Here is a 22,201-nt window from a genome sequence, read left to right on the forward strand (position 1 = left end):
ACATGGGTAACCCCACACTACCATCAGCGCTAAGAGGTTTCACTTCTGAGTTCGGGAAGGGATCAGGTGGTTCACTCTTGCTATGGTCGCCAGCACAACTGTTTATGGATACTTGCTTCGTTTTATTCACTGTGTGATACGTTGCGTTTTCCAAATCTTTACAGATGGGCTGATTGGTCTGATTTTCGTTGTTCATTTTAGCTAAGTGTTTAACTAAATCAAGTTGCTTTGCATATTTATGAATTGATTGATGCTTCATATACAACTGCTTGGGTGTTGTATAGTCAAGCCTCACGAGCAATTAGTATTGGTCAGCTTCACATATCACTATGCTTCCACATCCAACCTATCAACGTCCTAGTCTCGAACGGCTCTTTAGAGGAATAAATTCCTAGGGAAATCTTATCTTGAGGTAGGCTTCCCGCTTAGATGCTTTCAGCGGTTATCCCTTCCGAACATAGCTACCCGGCGATGCGACTGGCGTCACAACCGGTACACCAGAGGTTCGTCCACTCTGGTCCTCTCGTACTAGGAGCAGATCCTCTCAAATTTCCAGCGCCCACGGTAGATAGGGACCGAACTGTCTCACGACGTTCTAAACCCAGCTCGCGTACCTCTTTAAATGGCGAACAGCCATACCCTTGGGACCTGCTTCAGCCCCAGGATGAGATGAGCCGACATCGAGGTGCCAAACACCGCCGTCGATATGAACTCTTGGGCGGTATCAGCCTGTTATCCCCAGAGTACCTTTTATCCGTTGAGCGATGGCCCTTCCATACAGAACCACCGGATCACTAAGACCTACTTTCGTACCTGCTCGACTTGTGGGTCTCGCAGTTAAGCGCGCTTTTGCCTTTATACTCTACGCGTGATTTCCGACCACGCTGAGCGCACCTTCGTACTCCTCCGTTACTCTTTAGGAGGAGACCGCCCCAGTCAAACTACCCACCAGACACGGTCCTCGTCCCGGATAACGGGACAGAGTTAGAACCTCAACATTACCAGGGTGGTATTTCAAGGACGGCTCCATTGGAACTAGCGTTCCAACTTCAAAGCCTCCCACCTATCCTACACAAGTAAGGTCAAAGTTCAGTGTCAAGCTGCAGTAAAGGTTCACGGGGTCTTTCCGTCTAGCCGCGGGTACACTGCATCTTCACAGCGATTTCGATTTCACTGAGCCTCTGCTGGAGACAGCGCCGCCATCATTATGCCATTCGTGCAGGTCGGAACTTACCCGACAAGGAATTTCGCTACCTTAGGACCGTTATAGTTACGGCCGCCGTTTACTGGGGCTTCGATCAAGAGCTTCGCTTACGCTAACCCCATCAATTAACCTTCCAGCACCGGGCAGGCATCACACCCTATACGTCCACTTTCGTGTTTGCAGAGTGCTATGTTTTTAATAAACAGTTGCAGCGGCCTGGTTTCTGCGGCTGTCGTCAGCTCAGGAAGCAAGTTCCATCACCAACAACAGCGTACCTTCTCCCGAAGTTACGGTACCATTTTGCCTAGTTCCTTCAGCAGAGTTCTCTCAAGCGCCTTGGTCTACTCGACCTGACCACCTGTGTCGGTTTCGGGTACGATTCCTGTGTAACTGAAGCTTAGAGACTTTTCCTGGAAGCATGGTATCAGCCACTTCGCTGTACAAGTACAGCTTGCTATCGGATCTCAGTATAGAGTACCCCGGATTTGCCTAAGATACATACCTACATCCTTCCACCTGGACAACCAACGCCAGGCTGACTTAACCTTCTCCGTCCTCTCATCGCATTACACAGAAGTATTGGAATATTAACCAATTTCCCATCGACTACGCCTTTCGGCCTCGCCTTAGGGGTCGACTCACCCAGCCCCGATTAACGTTGGACTGGAACCCTTGGTCTTTCGGCGAACGGGTTTTTCACCCGTTTTGTCGTTACTCACGTCAGCATTCGCACTTCTGATACCTCCAGCATACTTCTCAATACACCTTCATCGGCTTACAGAACGCTCCCCTACCACTTGACTAATGTCAAATCCGCAGCTTCGGCACATAGTTTTAGCCCCGTTACATCTTCCGCGCAGGCCGACTCGACTAGTGAGCTATTACGCTTTCTTTAAAGGGTGGCTGCTTCTAAGCCAACCTCCTAGCTGTCTATGCCTTCCCACATCGTTTCCCACTTAACTATGATTTTGGGGCCTTAGCTGGCGGTCTGGATTGTTTTCCTCTTGACTACGGACGTTAGCACCCGCAGTCTGTCTCCCGGATAGTACTCATAGGTATTCGGAGTTTGCATCGGTTTGGTAAGTCGGGATGACCCCCTAGCCGAAACAGTGCTCTACCCCCTATGGTATTCGTCCGAGGCGCTACCTAAATAGCTTTCGGGGAGAACCAGCTATCACCAGGCTTGATTAGCCTTTCACCCCTATCCACAAGTCATCCCCTGGCTTTTCAACGACAGTGGGTTCGGTCCTCCAGTTAGTGTTACCCAACCTTCAACCTGCTCATGGATAGATCGCCTGGTTTCGGGTCTATACCCAGCAACTAAACGCCCTATTAAGACTCGGTTTCCCTACGGCTCCCCTATACGGTTAACCTTGCTACTGAATATAAGTCGCTGACCCATTATACAAAAGGTACGCAGTCACACCACGAAGGTGCTCCCACTGCTTGTATGCATGCGGTTTCAGGATCTATTTCACTCCCCTCACAGGGGTTCTTTTCGCCTTTCCCTCACGGTACTGGTTCACTATCGGTCAGTCAGGAGTATTTAGCCTTGGAGGATGGTCCCCCCATATTCAGACAAGGTTTCACGTGCCTCGCCCTACTCGTCATCATTATGTGTGCCCTTTCGTGTACGGGAATATCACCCTCTACGTTCGCACTTCCCAGAGCGTTCCACTAAAACACACATAACTTAATGGGCTGATCCCCGTTCGCTCGCCGCTACTGAGGGAATCTCAATTGATTTCTTTTCCTAAGGGTACTGAGATGTTTCACTTCCCCTCGTTCGCCTTGCAACACTATGTATTCATGTTGCAATACCTACCTTAAAGTAGGTGGGTTCCCCCATTCAGAAATCTCCGGATCAAAGGATATTTGCCGCCTCCCCGGAGCTTTTCGCAGGCTATCACGTCTTTCATCGCCTCTGACTGCCAAGGCATCCACCACATGCACTTAATTACTTGACTATACAACCCCAAACAGTCGTCAACACCTACAAGTGAGTGTTGTCCGTGCGATTCTTCATCGCTACTATCTGTTGTCTGTGTACTTAAACACTGTACAGCTTCAATCTAAATTCATATACCAAAACGCTTGATTCAGTTAATTTGCTAGTTCTCAATTCATCTAGATTAATTGCTTAATCTAAACTCTTGAGTGAACAATTTATTTCAGACTCAATTTTGCCAATCTGTTAATGAATAAACACGCCTTCGTCAGGTCATGCTTAATACCGTGATACTTAAATCACAGAAGTTAATAAACCAAGACCGAAATCTCTATTTACTAATTTCTGTAATCCGAACTTCTCTTAAGTTCTGGTGGAGACTAGGAGAGTCGAACTCCTGACCTCCTGCGTGCAAAGCAGGCGCTCTACCAACTAAGCTAAGTCCCCAGCTTACATCATCAGTCATGTATCTTTTATCTATAACTTCAACCAGTCAAAGTCATGGTGGGTCTGACAAGACTTGAACTTGTGACCCCACGCTTATCAAGCGTGTGCTCTAACCAACTGAGCTACAGACCCTCAGATACATCTATGAAGAACAACTTGTTGTGGATTCTTACCAATCGTCAATCTTTCGTTAAGGAGGTGATCCAGCCGCAGGTTCCCCTACGGCTACCTTGTTACGACTTCACCCCAGTCATCGGCCACACCGTGGTAACCGCCCTCTTTGCAGTTAGGCTAGCTACTTCTGGTGCAACAAACTCCCATGGTGTGACGGGCGGTGTGTACAAGGCCCGGGAACGTATTCACCGCGGCATTCTGATCCGCGATTACTAGCGATTCCGACTTCATGGAGTCGAGTTGCAGACTCCAATCCGGACTACGATCGGCTTTTTGAGATTAGCATCCTATCGCTAGGTAGCAACCCTTTGTACCGACCATTGTAGCACGTGTGTAGCCCTGGCCGTAAGGGCCATGATGACTTGACGTCGTCCCCGCCTTCCTCCAGTTTGTCACTGGCAGTATCCTTAAAGTTCCCGACATTACTCGCTGGCAAATAAGGAAAAGGGTTGCGCTCGTTGCGGGACTTAACCCAACATCTCACGACACGAGCTGACGACAGCCATGCAGCACCTGTATGTAAGTTCCCGAAGGCACCAATCCATCTCTGGAAAGTTCTTACTATGTCAAGGCCAGGTAAGGTTCTTCGCGTTGCATCGAATTAAACCACATGCTCCACCGCTTGTGCGGGCCCCCGTCAATTCATTTGAGTTTTAGTCTTGCGACCGTACTCCCCAGGCGGTCTACTTATCGCGTTAGCTGCGCCACTAAAGCCTCAAAGGCCCCAACGGCTAGTAGACATCGTTTACGGCATGGACTACCAGGGTATCTAATCCTGTTTGCTCCCCATGCTTTCGCACCTCAGCGTCAGTGTTAGGCCAGATGGCTGCCTTCGCCATCGGTATTCCTCCAGATCTCTACGCATTTCACCGCTACACCTGGAATTCTACCATCCTCTCCCACACTCTAGCTAACCAGTATCGAATGCAATTCCCAAGTTAAGCTCGGGGATTTCACATTTGACTGAATTAGCCGCCTACGCGCGCTTTACGCCCAGTAAATCCGATTAACGCTTGCACCCTCTGTATTACCGCGGCTGCTGGCACAGAGTTAGCCGGTGCTTATTCTGCGAGTAACGTCCACTATCTCTAGGTATTAACTAAAGTAGCCTCCTCCTCGCTTAAAGTGCTTTACAACCATAAGGCCTTCTTCACACACGCGGCATGGCTGGATCAGGCTTGCGCCCATTGTCCAATATTCCCCACTGCTGCCTCCCGTAGGAGTCTGGGCCGTGTCTCAGTCCCAGTGTGGCGGATCATCCTCTCAGACCCGCTACAGATCGTCGCCTTGGTAGGCCTTTACCCCACCAACTAGCTAATCCGACTTAGGCTCATCTATTAGCGCAAGGTCCGAAGATCCCCTGCTTTCTCCCGTAGGACGTATGCGGTATTAGCATTCCTTTCGAAATGTTGTCCCCCACTAATAGGCAGATTCCTAAGCATTACTCACCCGTCCGCCGCTAAGATCAGTAGCAAGCTACCTCTCTCCGCTCGACTTGCATGTGTTAAGCCTGCCGCCAGCGTTCAATCTGAGCCATGATCAAACTCTTCAGTTAAAATCATTTTGTACCTTATTTAAAGACAAGGTACCAATTCTGGCTCATCAATTACTGACTTAAATTTCGCTCAAATAAACTTCGAGTAATTTAAACCAATCAATCAATGAAAATTATTTCGATTAATCAATCAGTAAAAATCCACACAAGTTGTTCTTCAATTCTCTTAATGATTTTTCTGCTCTTCGTCAGAGACAGAATTCAACGCAATACTAAGCTTTCATCTTAACCCTGTAAGCTAAGATATTCTCGTGTATCGCGTCGGGATGAGTGCATTATAGGGAAAAAAAACTGGTACGCAAGCACTTTTATAAATATGCACGTTCGACCGGTTCTTTTTCAGCCAAAAAAAATCTCAAAAACAAACAAATGTATGATTTATATGGTTAATTTATTTTTGAAGAGTTTTAAACTTTATATCTACTATCTTTATAGCCTGTTTTGGTACGTTTTGATGCATGCCATAGTTTGATGTAGGGACCTGAACAATACGATCAACCACTTCCATTCCTTTAATTACTTTTCCAAAAACTGCGTAACCCGCATTACCCGCAGAACGATTTAAAAAATTATTATCTGCAACGTTTATGAAAAACTGACTAGTAGCTGAGTCAGGATTTGCAGTACGAGCCATCGCCAACGTTCCGCGTGTGTTAGCAATTCCATTTCCAGCTTCATTTTTGATAGGTGCTCGCGTAGTCTTTTCCTGCATATTTGCAGTAAGTCCACCGCCCTGCACCATAAAACCAGGAATTACGCGGTGAAATATCGTATCTTTATAAAAGCCTGACTTTATATAGTCTTTAAAATTCTTCACACTGTTTGGTGCTTTATCATCATAAAGTTGTATTTCAATGTTGCCTAAATTTGTTTGCATTTCAACTAAAGTGTCAGCCCAGACTGAATGGCTGCTTATACCCAAACAACATAACATTAATAATTTTTTCATATTTTCCTACAATAAAATGCAAAACTTAATGAAGGATAAATTTAATCATCTATATAAAAGAATTCTAGTGAGTATTTATTATCTTTTATTTAGTACTTTATATTTTAGATTTGAGTATTAGTCCACGTTCCACGTGAAACATGGACTAAACTTTTATTTAACTATTTTTATCCCAGAACTTTCTGAAGTTCTTACTGATCTCGATAGTATATCTTTTTGCCTTTTTAGAAATAGGTGTCAAATTTATAAAACCATGGGTTTGATCTGGATATTCTTCATAATGCATTTTGACGCCATTTTGTCTTAGCTTATAGCTATAAATTTTCGCTTCGTCATGCAGTACGTCATGCCCAGCCGTAATCACAAAAGCTGGCGGGTTCTTTTTCAAATTACCATAGGTTGGAGAAATAATTGGATCATCTAATTCTACATTATGCTGAGTTGCATAATATTGAGTGACATAATTGATATCATTATCTGTTAAAACCAATCCTTCGTTATAAGCATAAAAAGAAGGATGTCGGCTTTTAAAATCAACTGTAGGATAAATGAGAAGCTGTGCTTGTGGAGCATAAGGTTTGTTTACTGATCGTTGAGCCACAACCGTACTAATATTCCCCCCTGCACTATCCCCTGCTACAGCAATACGATTTTTTAATATTTTTAATTGTCTACGATTTTGATATACCCAAGCTAATGCATCTTCACATGATTGGATTAAATGTTGAGGTGAGACCTCAGGTGCAAGTGGATAATCAATACTGAGTACTTGTACTTTTGCATATTTTGCCAATATACGACAAACCTCATCATGAGTATCTAAACCACCTACAACGAACCCTCCCCCGTGATAGAAAACAATCAGAGGTAATTTTTTATTCGGTGACGGATGATAGTGTCTTGCGAAAACAGTTCCACTTTGAAGCGGCAAACGAATGTCTTCCACTGACTCAATTTCAGTTGATTTCTGGCGTATAGCCAACATTTGTGTATCAAACTGCCGTCTAGACTCAATAGGATCTGAACCAATGAAACCAATACGTCCCTGTTTAATTTGTACGGCCATCATACATTTAGTAAACGAGTCGAGCTCTGGGTATTGGTAGGCATATCCAAGGATTTTGGCAAGTGATTCTTGAGCTAATCGAGGTAACTTATCAAGAGCTCGAGCAGCAGGCCCTTGGCCCTTATCTAGCAATGTTTGAATTTTTTGATTAAATGCTGTCATGCCTATCTCCATGAATTCCTCTTATCCTTCATATTTTCTACAGAATTCTTTGTTGTTTGACTATATTCGCATACAACTCATGTAATCAAGATACAAAGGTAAAAACCAATCTACGCTAATCTGATTTATAGCAAATGTCATTAACAAATCTGTCGTTTAAAACAGGACTTTTTTGCCAATTATTGTTAACAGACAAAAGGAGATTGTGCTATGTCAGCAAAACTAGTTGTTACTTTATTAGCAACCAGTCTTTTAACTGTAGGTTGTGTTGCTTATACAGATGATCCTTATTACCGCAGTGGTTATGGTTACCATGATCATGATGATGATCGCTATGACCGCAATGATGGACGTCGCTATAGTGACTGGGAACGAAAACGTTGGGAAGAGCGTAAGAGAATATACGAACAACAACGTAAAGATGCTCGCGAACAGGATAGAAATCGTCGTGAGTGGGAAAAAAGACACCGTGAATGGGAGAAGAAAAGATTAGAAGATCGTGATCACAATCATAGAGATTATCATGATGATGACTAAAATCTATTGGAATATGGAAGCCCCAAAGAAAAACTCTTGGGGCTTTTTTGTTGAGAAATTCACATTCTCTTGACTATAGAATAATGAGTAGCAGCTCATTTCATATATAAATCGGCATCTTGAATATATGTACTCTATAATCTTTTAACTGTTCTTATCGCTAAGAATTACTGAGCAGTTGCAGAACCTGAAACAGAACCAGAAGCACCAGCATCAACTTGACCTGGTTGTGCTTGACCAGAAACACCTGCATCTACACCAACACCAGCTTGTACGCCAGATGGGCTAGCGCTAGTTTGAGCTGAACCTGATGCATTTAAACCAGCTTCAGATGCACAACCAACAGCTGTAAAAGCAACACCAGCAAGTACTACAGAGATAAGACCTAATTTTTTCATAATCACTTTCCTTTCATTACGACAAACATTTAAATGCAAAGTTCATCTTCGCGCTGCCTATAATTCACAATTTTTTTTTCTGGCGTGCGTATCATTGGTTGTCTTTTGTAGTAATAGAAGTACAAATTGTGCAATTTTTTATTAAAACCTCTTCCTTAGCCTCACCTCTACCTTTTATATAGAAGCTATAACTTAAGCTTTTGTTTATTTTTATCAATTTCTAATTTTTATCTTAGCCTTTTACTCTCGTTAAAAATTTTCTCTTCATAGAAACGCTATATAAGGCACGTAGAATGTTACAGAGACTTTTTACTTGAAAATGCCTTATTTCATAAAAAAAGCCGGGGATAGACCACGGCTTTTTAGAAAATTTATGGTGTTTCGATTTTAATTATGGCCATTGCATCTCACCTTTTACAACTTTTGCACCTAGTTCTAGGCTATCCACACTCTTCAATGTTGGATATTGTTTCTGCATGAACTGACTTAGCTCACTCGCATTTTTACTTACTTTGACCGCTTTCTCATAGCTCTTGAGATAGTCGATAGAAAAGTTAACCGCATCTAAACCTTGTGCAGCTCCCTCAACCATATGAGCTGGGACAACTGTTTGAGGTTGGAGTGATTTAATACTTTCTAAAGCTTGAATCACTTCATTGCGATCTTTAACTTTTGGTGTATCTGCCATCCATAAATGAATACCTGAAGATACTGGAATACCGCCTACAACTGCTTTTGAAGAAGGAATCCATAAATAAGTAAGTTCTTTCTTACCTTTAATCTCGATCGACTCATTCTCGAGTTTTAAAGTTTTAGCGGTATAAACTTGAGGCACAATAATTTGGCTAGGCGCATTTGCACCCATTTGTGGGCCCCAATATTTCACTTTAAGTGCTTGAGTATCTTGGATATGTTTAACAGTTTCTGGTGTTGCAATGATTTGTACATTTGGGAAGTATTGTTTAAATACATCTAAGCCAAAGTAGTAGTCCGGATCGCCATAACTTACGAAAATTGTCTTTAGTGTTTTACCACTATCGAGAATATCTGCAGCAATACGTAATGCTTCAGATTTCGAGAATTGTGCATTCACCAACAGAACTTCTTTATCGCCTTCAATTAAAGTAGAAGTCACGCCGAAATGTTCGGGTTTAGCCAGAAAACTTTGGATCTTCAAATCTTGCGCAAAAGCTGAGGAAGCTACCGTTAAAGCAGTGGCAGTTGCTAGGGCTGAAGCAGTTAATTTAAAAAATTTCATTATGTATTCTCCAAATTCATGAGAAATACTTTAAATTGCAATTCTTGTAAGGTAAATGCACTAAATTAAGATAAACTGTTGCACATATTGTAACAATGATAAAGTATATGGACACATTAAAAGCCATACACGTCTTTGTTTCTATTGCTCAACATGGCAATTTAACCAAAGCCGCAGAACATCTAAATTATTCCCGTGCGATGGTTTCACGCTATCTTGAGCACCTAGAGTACACATTCTCAACTCGACTATTTCAAAGAAATACACGAAAAATATCTCTCACACCAGCAGGTGAAAAAGCCCTCCTCTACTGCGAAAATATTTTACAACAACAGCAACTTCTACAAGAGTTAGCCGCACCTGAACAACATAATGGTACGATTCGTTTTACCTGCGGTTTATTTTTATTTCAATTAGGGGTTGGAGAATGTATTCGCCAATTTAAACAGCAACATCCGCATATTCAATTTGATGTATATCTGACTGAAAATACAATGGACTTAATTGATGCTCAGGTCGATTTAGCCTTACGTATAACGCAAAAAGTTGCAGATGGATTAATTGCACGACCTGTTTGTCAAATCGAGTCCGTTTTCTGCGCTCATCCTGATTATTTAAAGCAACACAGCCCCCTCTCCCATCCAAGGCAACTGATTCAACATGAATGTTTAGCTCACCATAGCCAACATCAATTTTGGACACTTTTTGATACTGAACAGCAACCGCAGAATTATCCTTTAAACGTCACCTTTAAAAGTAATGATGTAAATGCTGTTTATGACATGTGTGTACATGCTCAAGGTGTGGCAATGTTACCGACCTTATTAGTTAATAAAGATTTAAAAGAAAAACGGTTAGTGCCTTTATTTAAAAACTTTTCGGCTCCCGAATTAAGTTTGTCGGTGGTATATGCTTCAAGACAACATTTGCCCAAAATAACCCAGGAATTTATTGCTTTTATGATCGAAAATTTAGATTTTTACTTAAAACCGCAAAATTAAAAGTTTTAAATTGCCGTGTACGCTTGAATTTTTAGGCAATGCCCATACTTCATCCCTATTAATGAATTACAGCATATGCATGGCAGTTCAGGTTTTACCCAGTAAATGCTGATGCCAAAAGGACTGTACATGTTTAAAAACCCATTTAAACGGAGATCATCAATGGCTAATGAGCAAAATGAGCAAGCTCAAGACATTCAACACGAGCAAGCAGAGCAATCTAATGAGCAAACTCAGGCTGAAGGTGTAGAGCAAGCAAACGACGTTACCGTTGAATCTTTACAAGCGCAAATCACCAAATTAGAAGAAAGCCTAAAACTTGAAAAAGCACGTACTGCGAATGCAGTTTACGAAGCACAAAAAAGTGTAGAGCGTATTCAACGCGAGTCTGACAAGCATAAAGAGACTGTGCTTGAAAAATTTGCAAAAGAATTACTAGATTCTGTTGATAATTTAGAGCGTGCAATTCAAGCAGCTGGCGATGAAGAAACGCCAGTACTTGAAGGTATTAAACTGACCTTGAAGTCGCTGTTAACCACACTTGAAAAATTTGGTGTTGTAGAAGCTGATACGAAAAATGGCTTCAATGCGGATTTACATCAAGCTGTCGGTATTGACCCAAATGCTAAAGCAAATGAAATCGGTAGCGTTTTACAAAAGGGCTATACATTAAATGGTCGCTTATTGCGCCCTGCTATGGTTATGGTTGGTCAATAAATAATTTTTTGAGAGTTTTTAGATTTTTTTTCGCTAAAACGCTTGAAAAAAATAGATTCACTCTCATATCGGATAACAAGCAAAAACATTGCAAAAGAATTTTTGAGGAAAACGTCACATGGCAAAAATTATTGGTATTGACTTAGGTACTACCAACTCATGCGTTGCTGTACTTGAAGGCGATAAAGTAAAAGTAATCGAAAACGCTGAAGGCGCACGTACAACTCCATCGATCATTGCTTATAAAGATGGCGAGATCTTAGTAGGTCAAAGTGCTAAGCGTCAGGCAGTAACTAACCCGAAAAATACATTATTCGCTATCAAGCGTTTAATCGGTCGTCGTTATGAAGATCAAGCGGTACAAAAAGATATCGGTCTTGTACCTTATAAAATCATCAAAGCAGACAATGGCGATGCTTGGGTTGAAGTAAACGATAAAAAATTAGCGCCTCAACAGGTTTCTGCTGAAATCTTGAAAAAGATGAAGAAAACTGCAGAAGACTATTTAGGTGAAACAGTTACTGAAGCAGTTATTACTGTTCCTGCTTACTTTAACGATGCTCAACGTCAAGCAACTAAAGATGCGGGTAAAATCGCTGGTTTAGACGTTAAACGTATCATTAACGAACCAACTGCTGCTGCACTTGCGTTCGGTATGGACAAAAAAGAAGGCGACCGTAAAGTTGCAGTTTACGACTTAGGTGGTGGTACTTTTGACGTATCAATCATTGAAATCGCAGACCTTGATGGCGACCAACAAATCGAAGTGTTATCAACAAACGGTGATACTTTCCTTGGTGGTGAAGACTTTGATAACGCATTAATTGAATTCTTAGTTGAAGAATTTAAGAAAGAACAAAGTGTGAACTTGAAAAATGATCCACTTGCGTTACAACGTTTGAAAGAAGCTGCTGAAAAAGCAAAAATCGAGCTTTCTTCATCAAATGCAACTGAAATCAACCTTCCATACATCACTGCTGATGCAACTGGTCCTAAACACTTAGTGATCAATGTAACACGTGCGAAACTTGAAGGTTTAGTTGCTGATTTAGTTGCTCGCACTATTGAGCCTTGTAAAATCGCACTTAAAGATGCTGGTCTTTCGACTTCAGACATCTCTGACGTGATCTTGGTTGGTGGTCAGTCTCGTATGCCACTTGTACAACAAAAAGTACAAGAATTCTTTGGTAAAGAGCCACGTAAAGACGTGAACCCTGACGAAGCAGTTGCAATCGGTGCTGCGATTCAAGGTGCGGTATTGTCTGGTGACAAAACTGACGTTCTTTTATTAGACGTAACTCCATTAACTTTAGGTATTGAAACAATGGGTGGTGTATTAACACCAATCATTGAGAAAAACACGACGATTCCTGCGAAGAAATCACAAGTGTTCTCTACTGCTGCTGACAACCAGCCTGCTGTAGACATTTCTGTTTACCAAGGTGAACGTAAGATGGCTCAACAAAACAAATTGTTGGGTAACTTCCAATTAGGTGACATTCCGCCTGCTCCACGCGGTGTGCCACAAATTGAAGTATCTTTCGACATCAATGCTGATGGTATCTTGAAAGTATCTGCTAAAGATAAGAGCACTGGTAAAGAGCAATCGATCCAGATTAAAGCGAACTCAGGTTTGTCTGATGCTGAAATCGAAGCAATGATTAAAGATGCTGAAGCGAATGCTGAAGAAGATCGTAAGTTTGAAGAACTTGCAAAAGCGCGTAACGAAGCTGATGCATTAATTTCAAGCTCGAACAAAGCTGTTAAAGATCTTGGTGATAAAGTTACTGAAGATGAAAAAACAGCTGTAAGCACTGCCGTTTCTGAACTTGAAGCAGCAACAAAAGAAAATGATGTAGAAGATATCAAAGCGAAAACTGAAGCTTTACAAAACATCTTGATGCCTATCACTCAACGTGCTTATGAACAAGCGCAACAAGCTGGTGGTGCTGAAGGCTTTGATCCAAATGCATTCCAAGGTGGTGATGCGGGTCAACAAAAAGCAGATGATGGTGTTGTAGACGCTGAGTTCACTGAAGTTAAAGATGACAAAAAATAATTTGTTTCTTTAATAAAAAACCGTGCTTAGGCGCGGTTTTTTATTGTTTACAAAAAGTAACAATAAGTTTTTTAATGATATTATTCAAAAATTTCTGTCAGAAAGATCAATGATAAAAACTAAACATTTAATTTTAAATAATATTTTTTTGTTAAAAAACCACTGTTATTTACTACATTAATTATTTGATTATTGCCAAGTCTGAGAACATCTTTTTTAATTTTTCGACCAATATCACAAACCTCACCTAATCTATTGAGATTTTTATCGTTTTGACGAATTAAATTAAGTAGCTAACAATAAGATTTATTTATATTTTTTATTTTGCCATGAAAAAATTTCTATGGTGGGGATTGAGCTTATGCTTATGCATGGGCTTACAAACAACACTTTTTGCTCAAAGCAATCTGCCAATTAATTCATCTCATCAGCCTTTAAAATACCGAATTGCTTTTATTGATCCACGATTTCAACTTACTAAAGAACAATTAGTCGAGGTAAGTCAGCAAGCTGCTGAAATCTGGCAAAAAGAAACTGGGAAGACCTATTTTATTTATGATTCACAGGCTCAATTGTCAATTAACTTAATCTATGATGATCATCAACTGGTTAAAGATGAACAGCAAAACAATTTGGATGCACTTTTGCAAAAGCAGGAAGCTTGGCACATTAAAAATGAAGAAATTGTTTCAAATAAACAAGAGGTTGCTCAACTATCAACTGATTTGAACAAGAAAAAGGCCAATCTAAAAGCGGAGTTTGAACAATATCAACAAGATGTAACGCGCTTTAATCAAGGAGAACAGCTGTACTCTAGTGCCAATAATTTAAAAGAATGGCAAAAACAACTAAAGCAAAAATCGGAAGATTTACAAAATGAATCCAACACTCTAAATCTTAAGATTCAATCACTTAACTTAAAAATTAAAGAGCTAAATCGAGAGCAAAGTGATTTAAGCGCTTTAAAAACACAATTCAAACTAGAGCAGAAAAATAGTATTCAACCCTTCCATAAAGGTTTATTCAGTCAAAACCAAATCCAGATTTACGGCTATGCTTCTTTAAATGACTTACGTTTGACCCTTGCTCATGAGTTCGGCCATGCATTAGGACTAAAACATACTACTGATCCTAAATCATTAATGTATCCACGGTTAAAAGAGCAAGATATTCATAACTTTAAACTAACAGATTCAGATTTAGATTTATTAAGTTCAATTTATAGACCAAATTAAGGAAAAATCGTTAAAGTTAAATAATTAAAAAAACTAAATAAAACCAAATATATTAAATTTTTTCTAAAAAATAATTTGGCATTTGGTAAAAAATAATGAGACTAAAGTCGCATTTATTTTTCTGATTTGTACGTTTTTTGATTGATTTTTCATTTTATATTCTTATAATACGTTTTTTTTAAAATCTCCCCCCTTCGATTATGCGTTTAACATCTTTGTTATTAGGCGTAGCCTTTGCTTTTTCTAATTTTCAGGCTAATGCTAATCTTGCAACTCCAGCACATACTCAAATCCAGCAAAAAACAGGTCAACATTTGACTTATAAAATTGCTGATATTGATCCACGTTTTGGTTTAAGCCAAGACCAATTAATTCAAATTAGTCAACAAGCTGCGGACATTTGGAAACAAGGTACTGGACAGGATTATTTTACTTATGATCCAAATGCAAAGTTAGAAATTCGTTTAGTTTACGATAATAGTCAAAGCCGTTCTGAACAGCGTCAAAAAATCGCAGCTCAGTTCCAACAAGAACAGCAACGTGTAATTAATGAACAGCAACAAATTAAGCAATTGAAGCAAACCCTTGGTCAAACTCAGTCTGAGCTTGAAAATAAGAAGCAGATTTTGAATGGCAAATTGAAAAATCTTGACCAACTAATGATGGAGCTTAACCAAGGCAAATTAGCACCTGAATACAGCGCTAAATCTTTGGCTAAAACTCAGAAAGATTTGCAAAAACAAACTGTTGCTTTAAAGAAAGAAATTGCTGCATATAATCAGCAAGCTAAAGACTTAAATGTCAAAGTGACTCATTTTAATCAGATTAATAATGAGTTTAATAATTCATTGAACCAATTTAAGCAAAATGCTCAAGCGGATGTCTTTAAAAAAGGTATCTATAACGGCAAACAAATTGTGATTTATGAGTTTAAGTCTATTGATGATTTACGCTTAACGATTGCTCATGAGTTAGGACATGCACTTGGTTTAAAACATAGTGATCAACCAAATGCATTGATGTACTCAGTACGTAAAGATGGTGACAAAAAAATCACTGGACTTACTGATGCTGACCGTGATCTATTAAGTGCTTTACCTCAATAATTAAGAGCTTGATATAAAATGATGTATCTATTTCTATGTAGATACATCGAAATTGGTATCAAAGTCATGTTATTGTGGTCATAAGAGCTAACGAAAATAGAATGGAGATCAAGATGAGTTATTATCATATCCTGATTGAAGTAAATGATCATATCAGCACAATTGAACAGACTCGCGACATTGAACTGTTTGATATTATTGAAATTAAACCGTATCTTCATTCTATTCTAATTCCCTTTTTCAATGAGCATGAAATCGAGCTTGAGGATGAAAATATCGAATATAAAGATATTCTCCATCTTGAAGTAAAACAGACTCTGTTACCGATTGAACATTTAATTGAAGAAGAGCAAAAGCAATTACCAAGTGATACTGATGTCACGATCACTGCGTATGAAATCTTTAATGATCGTGATTTAAGCCAAGATGTTACGTCAGTTATTTTTGATATTTTGGAAGCAGTTAAATTAGAGTGATTATCTTATATAAGTACCTATAAAAAAGGTCTGCATGAGCAGACCTTTTTTATTATTTCCAGTTTATTGCATCATTTTCTGAGCTTGTTCTTGACGGAATGCACGTAAAATTTGTTGCCCTGCCCGTCCTGTTGGATTTAAACCTAAACGAGTCTGCTCCTGACGAATAGCTACGCGGGTTTTATCTCCAATAAGGCCGTCAACTGCACCAATATCATAGCCACGATTAATCAAAAACTGTTGGATTTCACGACGTTCTGCACGTGAAGTTCCCGGATCATCAGTTGGCCAAGACGCAACAAATGGACCAGCACCTTTTAAACGATCAGATAAATGTGCAATCGCAAGTCCATAGCTTTCCGCAGCGTTATAGCTGTAGATAGCATCAAAATTCTTAAATACTAAAAATACTGGACCATTTACACCTGCAGGTGCCATTAAACCCGCTGAAGTATTGCCAGATAAAGCCCCTTGAACAAGTGGAGAACCATCAATTCGGGTCACCCCTCGTGCACTCCAGCTACTTAAAGCTTTCTTTGAACGTCGCCCTTCTCCATCAATTGATATACCTTGGGGTACTTTAACTTCAAAACCCCACGGTATTCCTGTTTGCCAACCTGCTTTATTTAAGAAATTAGCCGTTGAAGCCAGTGCATCAGCTGTACTCGACACTAAATCTCGACGGCCATCACCATCAAAATCAACAGCTAAACGTTCATAGGTAGATGGCATAAATTGAGTATGACCAAATGCCCCAGCCCATGAACCTTTCAGCTGATCTTCGGTTAAGTCACCACGCTGTAAAATACGCATAGTGGCAAAAAACTCAGTGCGGAAATAATTTTGTCGACGCCCTTCACAACTTAAAGTCCCGAGTGCTTGTAATAAAGGATATTTTCCAGAAATATCACCAAAATTACTTTCAACACCCCACACTGCTACAATTGTTTCCGGCGGCACACCGTAGGTTTGAGAAGCACGGTTTAAAACATCTCGATGTTGCGCCAGTTTTTGTTTACCAAGCTCAACGCGCTCTTCATCAACTAGACCAGAAAGATAATCCCAAATTGGTGTCGAAAATTCTGGTTGATAGTTTAATTTATCAATAACTGAATAATCTGGGGTCAAGTTTTGGGTATAACGATCATAAGTTGTACCCGATACTCCAGCAGCAATTGCTTGAGAACGTAAATTTGCCAAACAGCTTTGGAAATTATTATTAGGCGTATAATCTTCGCTCGTCACTACTGGAACAGTAGCACTGCTAGATATTGTAGAACCATTAATTACGAGCTCTGCTTGAGCCTGAGTCATCGCCAAAAATACAGAGCCAACAATACAAGAAAAACGTCGCATATTATCCTAGTTCGATTTTTAAATTTAAATTTGTAAGTACCATACCATTATGAGTCCAAAATTTCAGAGAGAAAACGTAAATTTGAATTCATAATCTCTACTTTAAATTCATTTCCCATGTTTTAAATTCAAATTTCCACTTTATTTTTGAATTTAAAATTCTCTAGATCCAAATTATTAGTTTTAAATTCAAAACCAATACTCAAGTTTAAATTCAAAAGTAACTCTTTAAATTTAAACTACAAGCCCTTCTTTATTGTGGATAACTTTATCCACAACAGAGCAAAAACACTTCTATTTCTTAATCCTATTCTATATCACCTTATTATTTATTATAGGTTGGAGCCAATCACCACAGAAATTCGTATTTTTTTAAATTTAAAGATCAGCCAAAAATTTTAAATTCAAAACCCCATACCAATAGACTTCTATTTTTGAATTTAAAAAGGCACATCCAACCCTATCATTTAAATTTAAAAATACTTTTGTGGATAACTAATTTTAAATTCAAAATCCCCAAAACAGTCATTTATAGTTTTAAATTCAAATTACAGTAGCTTTTTTAAATTCAAAAGTTCCAATTAAAGTTATCCACAACCCTAAAATATGTATGTTCTATTATTTTTTAAATTTAAAAGATAAAAAAAAGCGATCCGAAGATCGCTTTTTAGAGAATTAAAAATACTTTTAGAGGGTCATATCTGCTGTTAAAGCGAGTGGTTCTGGCAAAATTTCCGCCAATTGACGGCATAAATTTGTCAATTCATTACTATCCACAGGCATTAAAGTGATATGACCTAATTTACGGCCAGCACGTTCTGACTTGTTATAAAGATGCAGATGAGCACCATTTAAGGCAAGTACATCCTCAGTTTTAGGATGTTGACCAATAATATTGATCATAACCGTTGGGCGAACAACTTCTGTTGAGCCTAATGGTAATCCTGCAACAGCTCGAATATGGTTTTCAAACTGAGAACAAACCGCGCCTTCAATTGACCAGTGGCCTGAGTTATGCACACGCGGTGCCATCTCATTTGCACACAAACCTTGTTCTGTTACAAATAGCTCGAGAGTCAGCACACCAACATAGTTAAGGTGATTCAACAAACGAGTAATGTAGTCTTGAGCAACGGGTTGCAAAGCTTCACTATTCGGTGCAGGAACAATTGAATGCGATAAAATACCATTATGATGATGGTTTTCAGCCAATGGCCAAGTTTTTACTTCACCATTTTGGCCACGCACCGCAATAATTGAAACTTCGCGAGAGAATTTAACAAAGCTTTCGGCAACTAGACTTTTTGCAGGACCAAGTTCAGCCCAAGCAGTATCAATCTGGTCTTCTGAACGAAGTACAAACTGACCTTTGCCGTCATATCCGCCAGTTGCAGTCTTAAGCACGATCGGCAGACCAAGCTCAACAACAGCCTTTTTCAAGCTTTCTAAGCTATCTACAGCACGATACGGCGCAACAGGAATAGTAAGCTCATCAAACAATGCTTTTTCTGACAAACGATTTTGCGCAGTTGCTAAAGCAACACGGGGAGGGCGCAATGCTTTGGTTTGTGTCAAAACATCAACATCTTCAACTGGCGTATTTTCAAATTCAAGACTGAAAACATCAGCACTTTCAATAAACTGCTTTAAACCTTGCTCATCTTGGCTAGAAAAAACCTGGCCTAAAACACCTGCTGGACAATCTGTATTTGCTTCAAAAAAAGTACATTGAATATTTAATGGTAACGCTGCTTGAGCCATCATGCGGCCCAGTTGCCCACCACCAAAAATACCGATAGTTTTATCCATCTCAGCCTCTTACACCTGACCCGGAATATTTTTGCTTGCAACTTTATCAGTTTGCGCAGCACGGAAATCAGCAACATTTTTTGCGATTTCAGGACGAGTTAAACCTAAGATTTGTGCAGCCATAATTGCCGCATTCGTTGCACCAGCTGGACCAATCGCTAAAGTACCAACTGCAATACCTGCTGGCATTTGTACAATTGAAAGCAAAGAGTCTACGCCATTTAAAATTGATGATTTAACTGGCACACCTAAAACAGGTAAATCAGTTTTTGCGGCACACATTCCAGGTAAATGCGCTGCACCGCCTGCACCGGCAATAATCACTTGAATACCGCGATCGCGTGCAGTTTCTGCATATTCAAATAAACGATCTGGAGTACGATGAGCAGATACCACTTCCGCTTCAAATGGGACACCAAGCTGTTTAAGCATATTGGCTGTGTTTTCGAGAGTTGCCCAATCAGATTGAGAACCCATAATAATTCCAACGAGAGGTTGAGCGTCTTGTGCTGCGGCCGCATTCATTGCTAATGTTCCAGAGACAAAAGTAAAAGAAGATAAATCTCGACGAGAGCCAAGTTTTAAATGGTTCGGAAGCCCATTATTATAGACTGATTTTTCATCTCACGAAAATTTAACTGACCAGCTCTGTGAATATTTTTAATATCATCAAAAAATGTCATGGTTTAACAGTGACACATTCTCAATTTTTATTAATATAACGCGCTTAATCAAATCAATAAGAGCTTAATAATGAAAAAATTTCTTGGATTCCTAACACTCACACTTTGCACAACAACGAGTTACGCGGCTTTAGTAAATTTAAACATCGATGAATTTCAAAAAACCATTAAAACTTTAAATAAAGAAAAAGGTTATAACGGAGAAATCAAAAGTGGAGCATTAACTGGTAAAGTCCAAGAGAAATTTATTGTTACTGGAACATCTGCTACTGATGAGAGAGAACCAGTTCTGATGACTGGTTATTATCTTGGAGCAACTGAGGTAGGAAATTTATATTCAATTACTGAATATCGCATTTACTGTGACGATCACACCTATGGTTTTGCCATGTCTAATTTTGAGCCTGATGGCGCCTTAAGTTTAACTACAACAGACAGTAATTATGCTTTTGACTATGAAGACCCAACGCCAAGAGATCAGCAATTTTCTAAAATTCTAAAAAAAGCATGTAAGTATTCAACTAAATAAATAGTTATGTCTACTAACTATGGCTTGTTATTAAATAAAATAAATCATTTAATTCACAAGCCATAGGAGCTTACTGGCTTCTAAATACGAAATAAACACAACCAAATAGGCATAACATCGCCCATAAGTAATCGAGTTTAAAGGGTTGCTTAAACAAGAAAATCATAAAAGGTACAAACACTACCAATGTAACCACTTCCTGAGTGATCTTCATTTCACCGAGTAACCAGCCTTGCACGCTTAACATACGAGTGGCTGGAATCATAAAACTGTATTCAAGTAAGGCAATAATCCAACCGAATAGAATCGCTTGCCAAAGTGGAGCGTGGTGCAAAAATTTAAGATGCCCATACCATGCAAGTGTCATAAAGCAGTTAGAAATAATTAATAGCGTAAAAGCTAAAACCGTTGGGCTCAAAGGCACATCCTTCATCATCACGATGATTTAAGTATTTTAACGATACAAAACATTATAAAAGATAAAACTGTAATTCAGCTTAAATCTAAAAAATAAAGCTGTAGTTTTATTAGGGTCTCAAACACATAGAACAACAACGATTTTTGACTATCTTTTCGAGTTTAGCCTTGCTATCGTTGCTGGCAAATTTATCAATAATGCACACACAGCAATTCATTTTAATGTTGTGTACAAAAGCAGTGGAGAAGGCGAGCAATGCATCTGCATATCTTGGGTATTTGTGGCACTTTTATGGGCTCTTTAGCACTTTTGGCTCGTGATTTAGGACATAAGGTAACTGGTTCCGATTTAAACGTTTACCCACCGATGTCTACCCAGTTAGAAAATGCAGGCATTACACTCATGCAAGGCTATGACCGTAGTCATTTACAGCCTCATCCAGACTTGGTTATTGTCGGCAATGCCATGAAACGTGGTATTGATGCTGTTGAATATATGCTAAACGAAGGCCTACCATATATTTCTGGGCCACAGTTCCTTGCCGATCATGTTTTACAAGGTAAGCATGTACTTGGCGTAGCAGGTACTCACGGAAAAACTACTACTACGACCATGTTGGCTTGGGTACTTGATCAAGCTGGTTTAAATCCGGGCTTTTTAATTGGTGGTGTTCCACTTGGTTTTAGTGAAAGTGCTCGTTTAGGCGGTGGAAAATACTTCTGTGTTGAAGCCGATGAATATGACTCTGCTTTCTTTGATAAACGTTCTAAGTTTGTTCACTATCACCCAAAAACGGCGATTTTAAATAACCTTGAATTTGACCATGCCGATATTTTTGATGACCTAGCAGCGATTCAAAAACAGTTCCATCATCTTGTGCGTACCATTCCAAGTGAAGGCCGTATTATTGCGCCAATTACTGAAACTCATATTGATGAAGTGCTTGAAATGGGTTGCTGGACACCAGTGATTCGTACAAGTTTAGAGACAAATGAAAAAGCTGCTCTGTCTGCCGAACTCATTTCAATTGATGGTAGCCATTTTAAAGTACTCGAAAATAGTAATGTCGTTGGCGAAGTGAAATGGAGCATGACAGGGCAACATAGTGTAGCGA

General features: G+C 39.6%; 16 protein-coding genes, 2 tRNA genes, 3 rRNA genes and 1 pseudogene. 9 read left to right on the forward strand and 13 right to left on the reverse strand.

All coding sequences use genetic code 11. From position 1 onward, the window contains the following. The 7 genes from rrf to J663_RS18130 form a co-directional block, all read right to left on the reverse strand. Positions 1–94, reverse strand: a 5S ribosomal RNA gene (gene rrf, locus J663_RS18100); the annotation flags it as partial. 186 nt (positions 95–280) lie between these two features. Next, positions 281–3,171 (reverse strand): 23S ribosomal RNA (locus J663_RS18105). Positions 3,172–3,523: 352 nt separating this feature from the next. Continuing rightward, positions 3,524–3,599 (reverse strand) — tRNA-Ala (locus J663_RS18110). Between the two features lie 55 nt (positions 3,600–3,654). After that, positions 3,655–3,731: transfer RNA gene (locus J663_RS18115), tRNA-Ile, on the reverse strand. Positions 3,732–3,790: 59 nt separating this feature from the next. Beyond that, positions 3,791–5,328, reverse strand: a 16S ribosomal RNA gene (locus J663_RS18120). A 391-nt stretch (positions 5,329–5,719) separates the two neighbouring features. Beyond that, a complete protein-coding gene (locus J663_RS18125) occupies positions 5,720–6,277 on the reverse strand; it encodes a peptidylprolyl isomerase (RefSeq protein WP_033851383.1) in 558 nt (185 codons plus the stop codon). A gap of 157 nt (positions 6,278–6,434) precedes the next feature. Beyond that, positions 6,435–7,505, reverse strand: a complete 1,071-nt coding sequence (locus tag J663_RS18130; RefSeq protein WP_032006008.1) for an alpha/beta hydrolase — start codon at positions 7,503–7,505, stop codon at positions 6,435–6,437. A gap of 210 nt (positions 7,506–7,715) precedes the next feature. Between J663_RS18130 and J663_RS18135 the strand changes: the two genes are divergently transcribed. Beyond that, complete coding sequence (locus J663_RS18135) at positions 7,716–8,042, forward strand: hypothetical protein (protein WP_033851385.1); 327 nt, start codon at positions 7,716–7,718, stop codon at positions 8,040–8,042. Between the two features lie 167 nt (positions 8,043–8,209). On the opposite strand, the gene J663_RS18140 is transcribed toward J663_RS18135, so the two are convergent. Together J663_RS18140 and J663_RS18145 are read right to left on the reverse strand one after the other, a co-directional pair. Next, on the reverse strand, positions 8,210–8,440 hold the full coding sequence (locus J663_RS18140) for a hypothetical protein (RefSeq protein WP_000733015.1): 231 nt from the start codon (positions 8,438–8,440) through the stop codon (positions 8,210–8,212). Between the two features lie 391 nt (positions 8,441–8,831). Then, a complete protein-coding gene (locus tag J663_RS18145; RefSeq protein ID WP_033851387.1) occupies positions 8,832–9,698 on the reverse strand; it encodes an MBL fold metallo-hydrolase in 867 nt (288 codons plus the stop codon). Between the two features lie 107 nt (positions 9,699–9,805). Here J663_RS18145 and J663_RS18150 point away from each other — a divergent pair, with 107 nt between their 5' ends. The 6 genes and pseudogenes from J663_RS18150 (at position 9,806) to J663_RS18175 (ending at position 16,292) form a co-directional block, all read left to right on the forward strand. Then, the gene (locus tag J663_RS18150; protein ID WP_033851388.1) at positions 9,806–10,699 is read left to right on the forward strand and encodes a LysR family transcriptional regulator; all 894 of its coding nucleotides are present in this window, start codon (positions 9,806–9,808) and stop codon (positions 10,697–10,699) included. 162 nt (positions 10,700–10,861) lie between these two features. Beyond that, entirely contained in the window at positions 10,862–11,416 is a 555-nt protein-coding gene (grpE, locus tag J663_RS18155) for a nucleotide exchange factor GrpE (RefSeq protein ID WP_002115470.1), read from the forward strand. Between the two features lie 118 nt (positions 11,417–11,534). Further along, entirely contained in the window at positions 11,535–13,475 is a 1,941-nt protein-coding gene (gene dnaK, locus J663_RS18160; RefSeq protein WP_002115449.1) for a molecular chaperone DnaK, read from the forward strand. 329 nt (positions 13,476–13,804) lie between these two features. Then, entirely contained in the window at positions 13,805–14,710 is a 906-nt protein-coding gene (locus J663_RS18165) for a matrixin family metalloprotease (protein WP_033851389.1), read from the forward strand. Between the two features lie 137 nt (positions 14,711–14,847). Continuing rightward, a pseudogene (locus J663_RS18170) lies at positions 14,848–15,816 on the forward strand (M57 family metalloprotease). 101 nt (positions 15,817–15,917) lie between these two features. Continuing rightward, positions 15,918–16,292, forward strand: a complete 375-nt coding sequence (locus tag J663_RS18175; RefSeq protein ID WP_014207668.1) for a hypothetical protein — start codon at positions 15,918–15,920, stop codon at positions 16,290–16,292. A 63-nt stretch (positions 16,293–16,355) separates the two neighbouring features. Here J663_RS18175 and J663_RS18180 read toward each other — a convergent pair whose 3' ends face one another. The 3 genes from J663_RS18180 to purE form a co-directional block, all read right to left on the reverse strand. Then, positions 16,356–17,648 carry a lytic murein transglycosylase gene (locus J663_RS18180; RefSeq protein ID WP_033851392.1) on the reverse strand — a complete coding sequence of 431 codons (1,293 nt, stop codon included), beginning with the start codon at positions 17,646–17,648 and terminating at the stop codon, positions 16,356–16,358. A 687-nt stretch (positions 17,649–18,335) separates the two neighbouring features. Further along, positions 18,336–19,457 (reverse strand): 5-(carboxyamino)imidazole ribonucleotide synthase, encoded by a 1,122-nt coding sequence (locus tag J663_RS18185; RefSeq protein WP_033851394.1) that lies wholly within the window; start codon positions 19,455–19,457, stop codon positions 18,336–18,338. Between the two features lie 9 nt (positions 19,458–19,466). After that, a complete protein-coding gene (gene purE / locus J663_RS18190) occupies positions 19,467–19,982 on the reverse strand; it encodes a 5-(carboxyamino)imidazole ribonucleotide mutase (RefSeq protein ID WP_002115451.1) in 516 nt (171 codons plus the stop codon). 228 nt (positions 19,983–20,210) lie between these two features. On the opposite strand from purE, the gene J663_RS18195 reads away from it, so the two are divergent. Further along, positions 20,211–20,669, forward strand: coding sequence for a hypothetical protein (locus J663_RS18195; protein WP_033851396.1), 459 nt, complete (start codon positions 20,211–20,213; stop codon positions 20,667–20,669). A gap of 70 nt (positions 20,670–20,739) precedes the next feature. On the opposite strand, the gene J663_RS18200 is transcribed toward J663_RS18195, so the two are convergent. Beyond that, a complete protein-coding gene (locus J663_RS18200) occupies positions 20,740–21,102 on the reverse strand; it encodes a DMT family protein (protein WP_081404809.1) in 363 nt (120 codons plus the stop codon). Positions 21,103–21,342: 240 nt separating this feature from the next. Here J663_RS18200 and mpl point away from each other — a divergent pair. After that, positions 21,343–22,201 (forward strand): UDP-N-acetylmuramate:L-alanyl-gamma-D-glutamyl-meso-diaminopimelate ligase (gene mpl / locus J663_RS18205; protein ID WP_033851398.1); only part of this gene is annotated, 859 nt, incomplete at its 3' end.

The sequence above is a fragment of the Acinetobacter sp. 826659 genome (assembly GCF_000588515.1).
GTDB lineage: Bacteria > Pseudomonadota > Gammaproteobacteria > Pseudomonadales > Moraxellaceae > Acinetobacter > Acinetobacter pittii.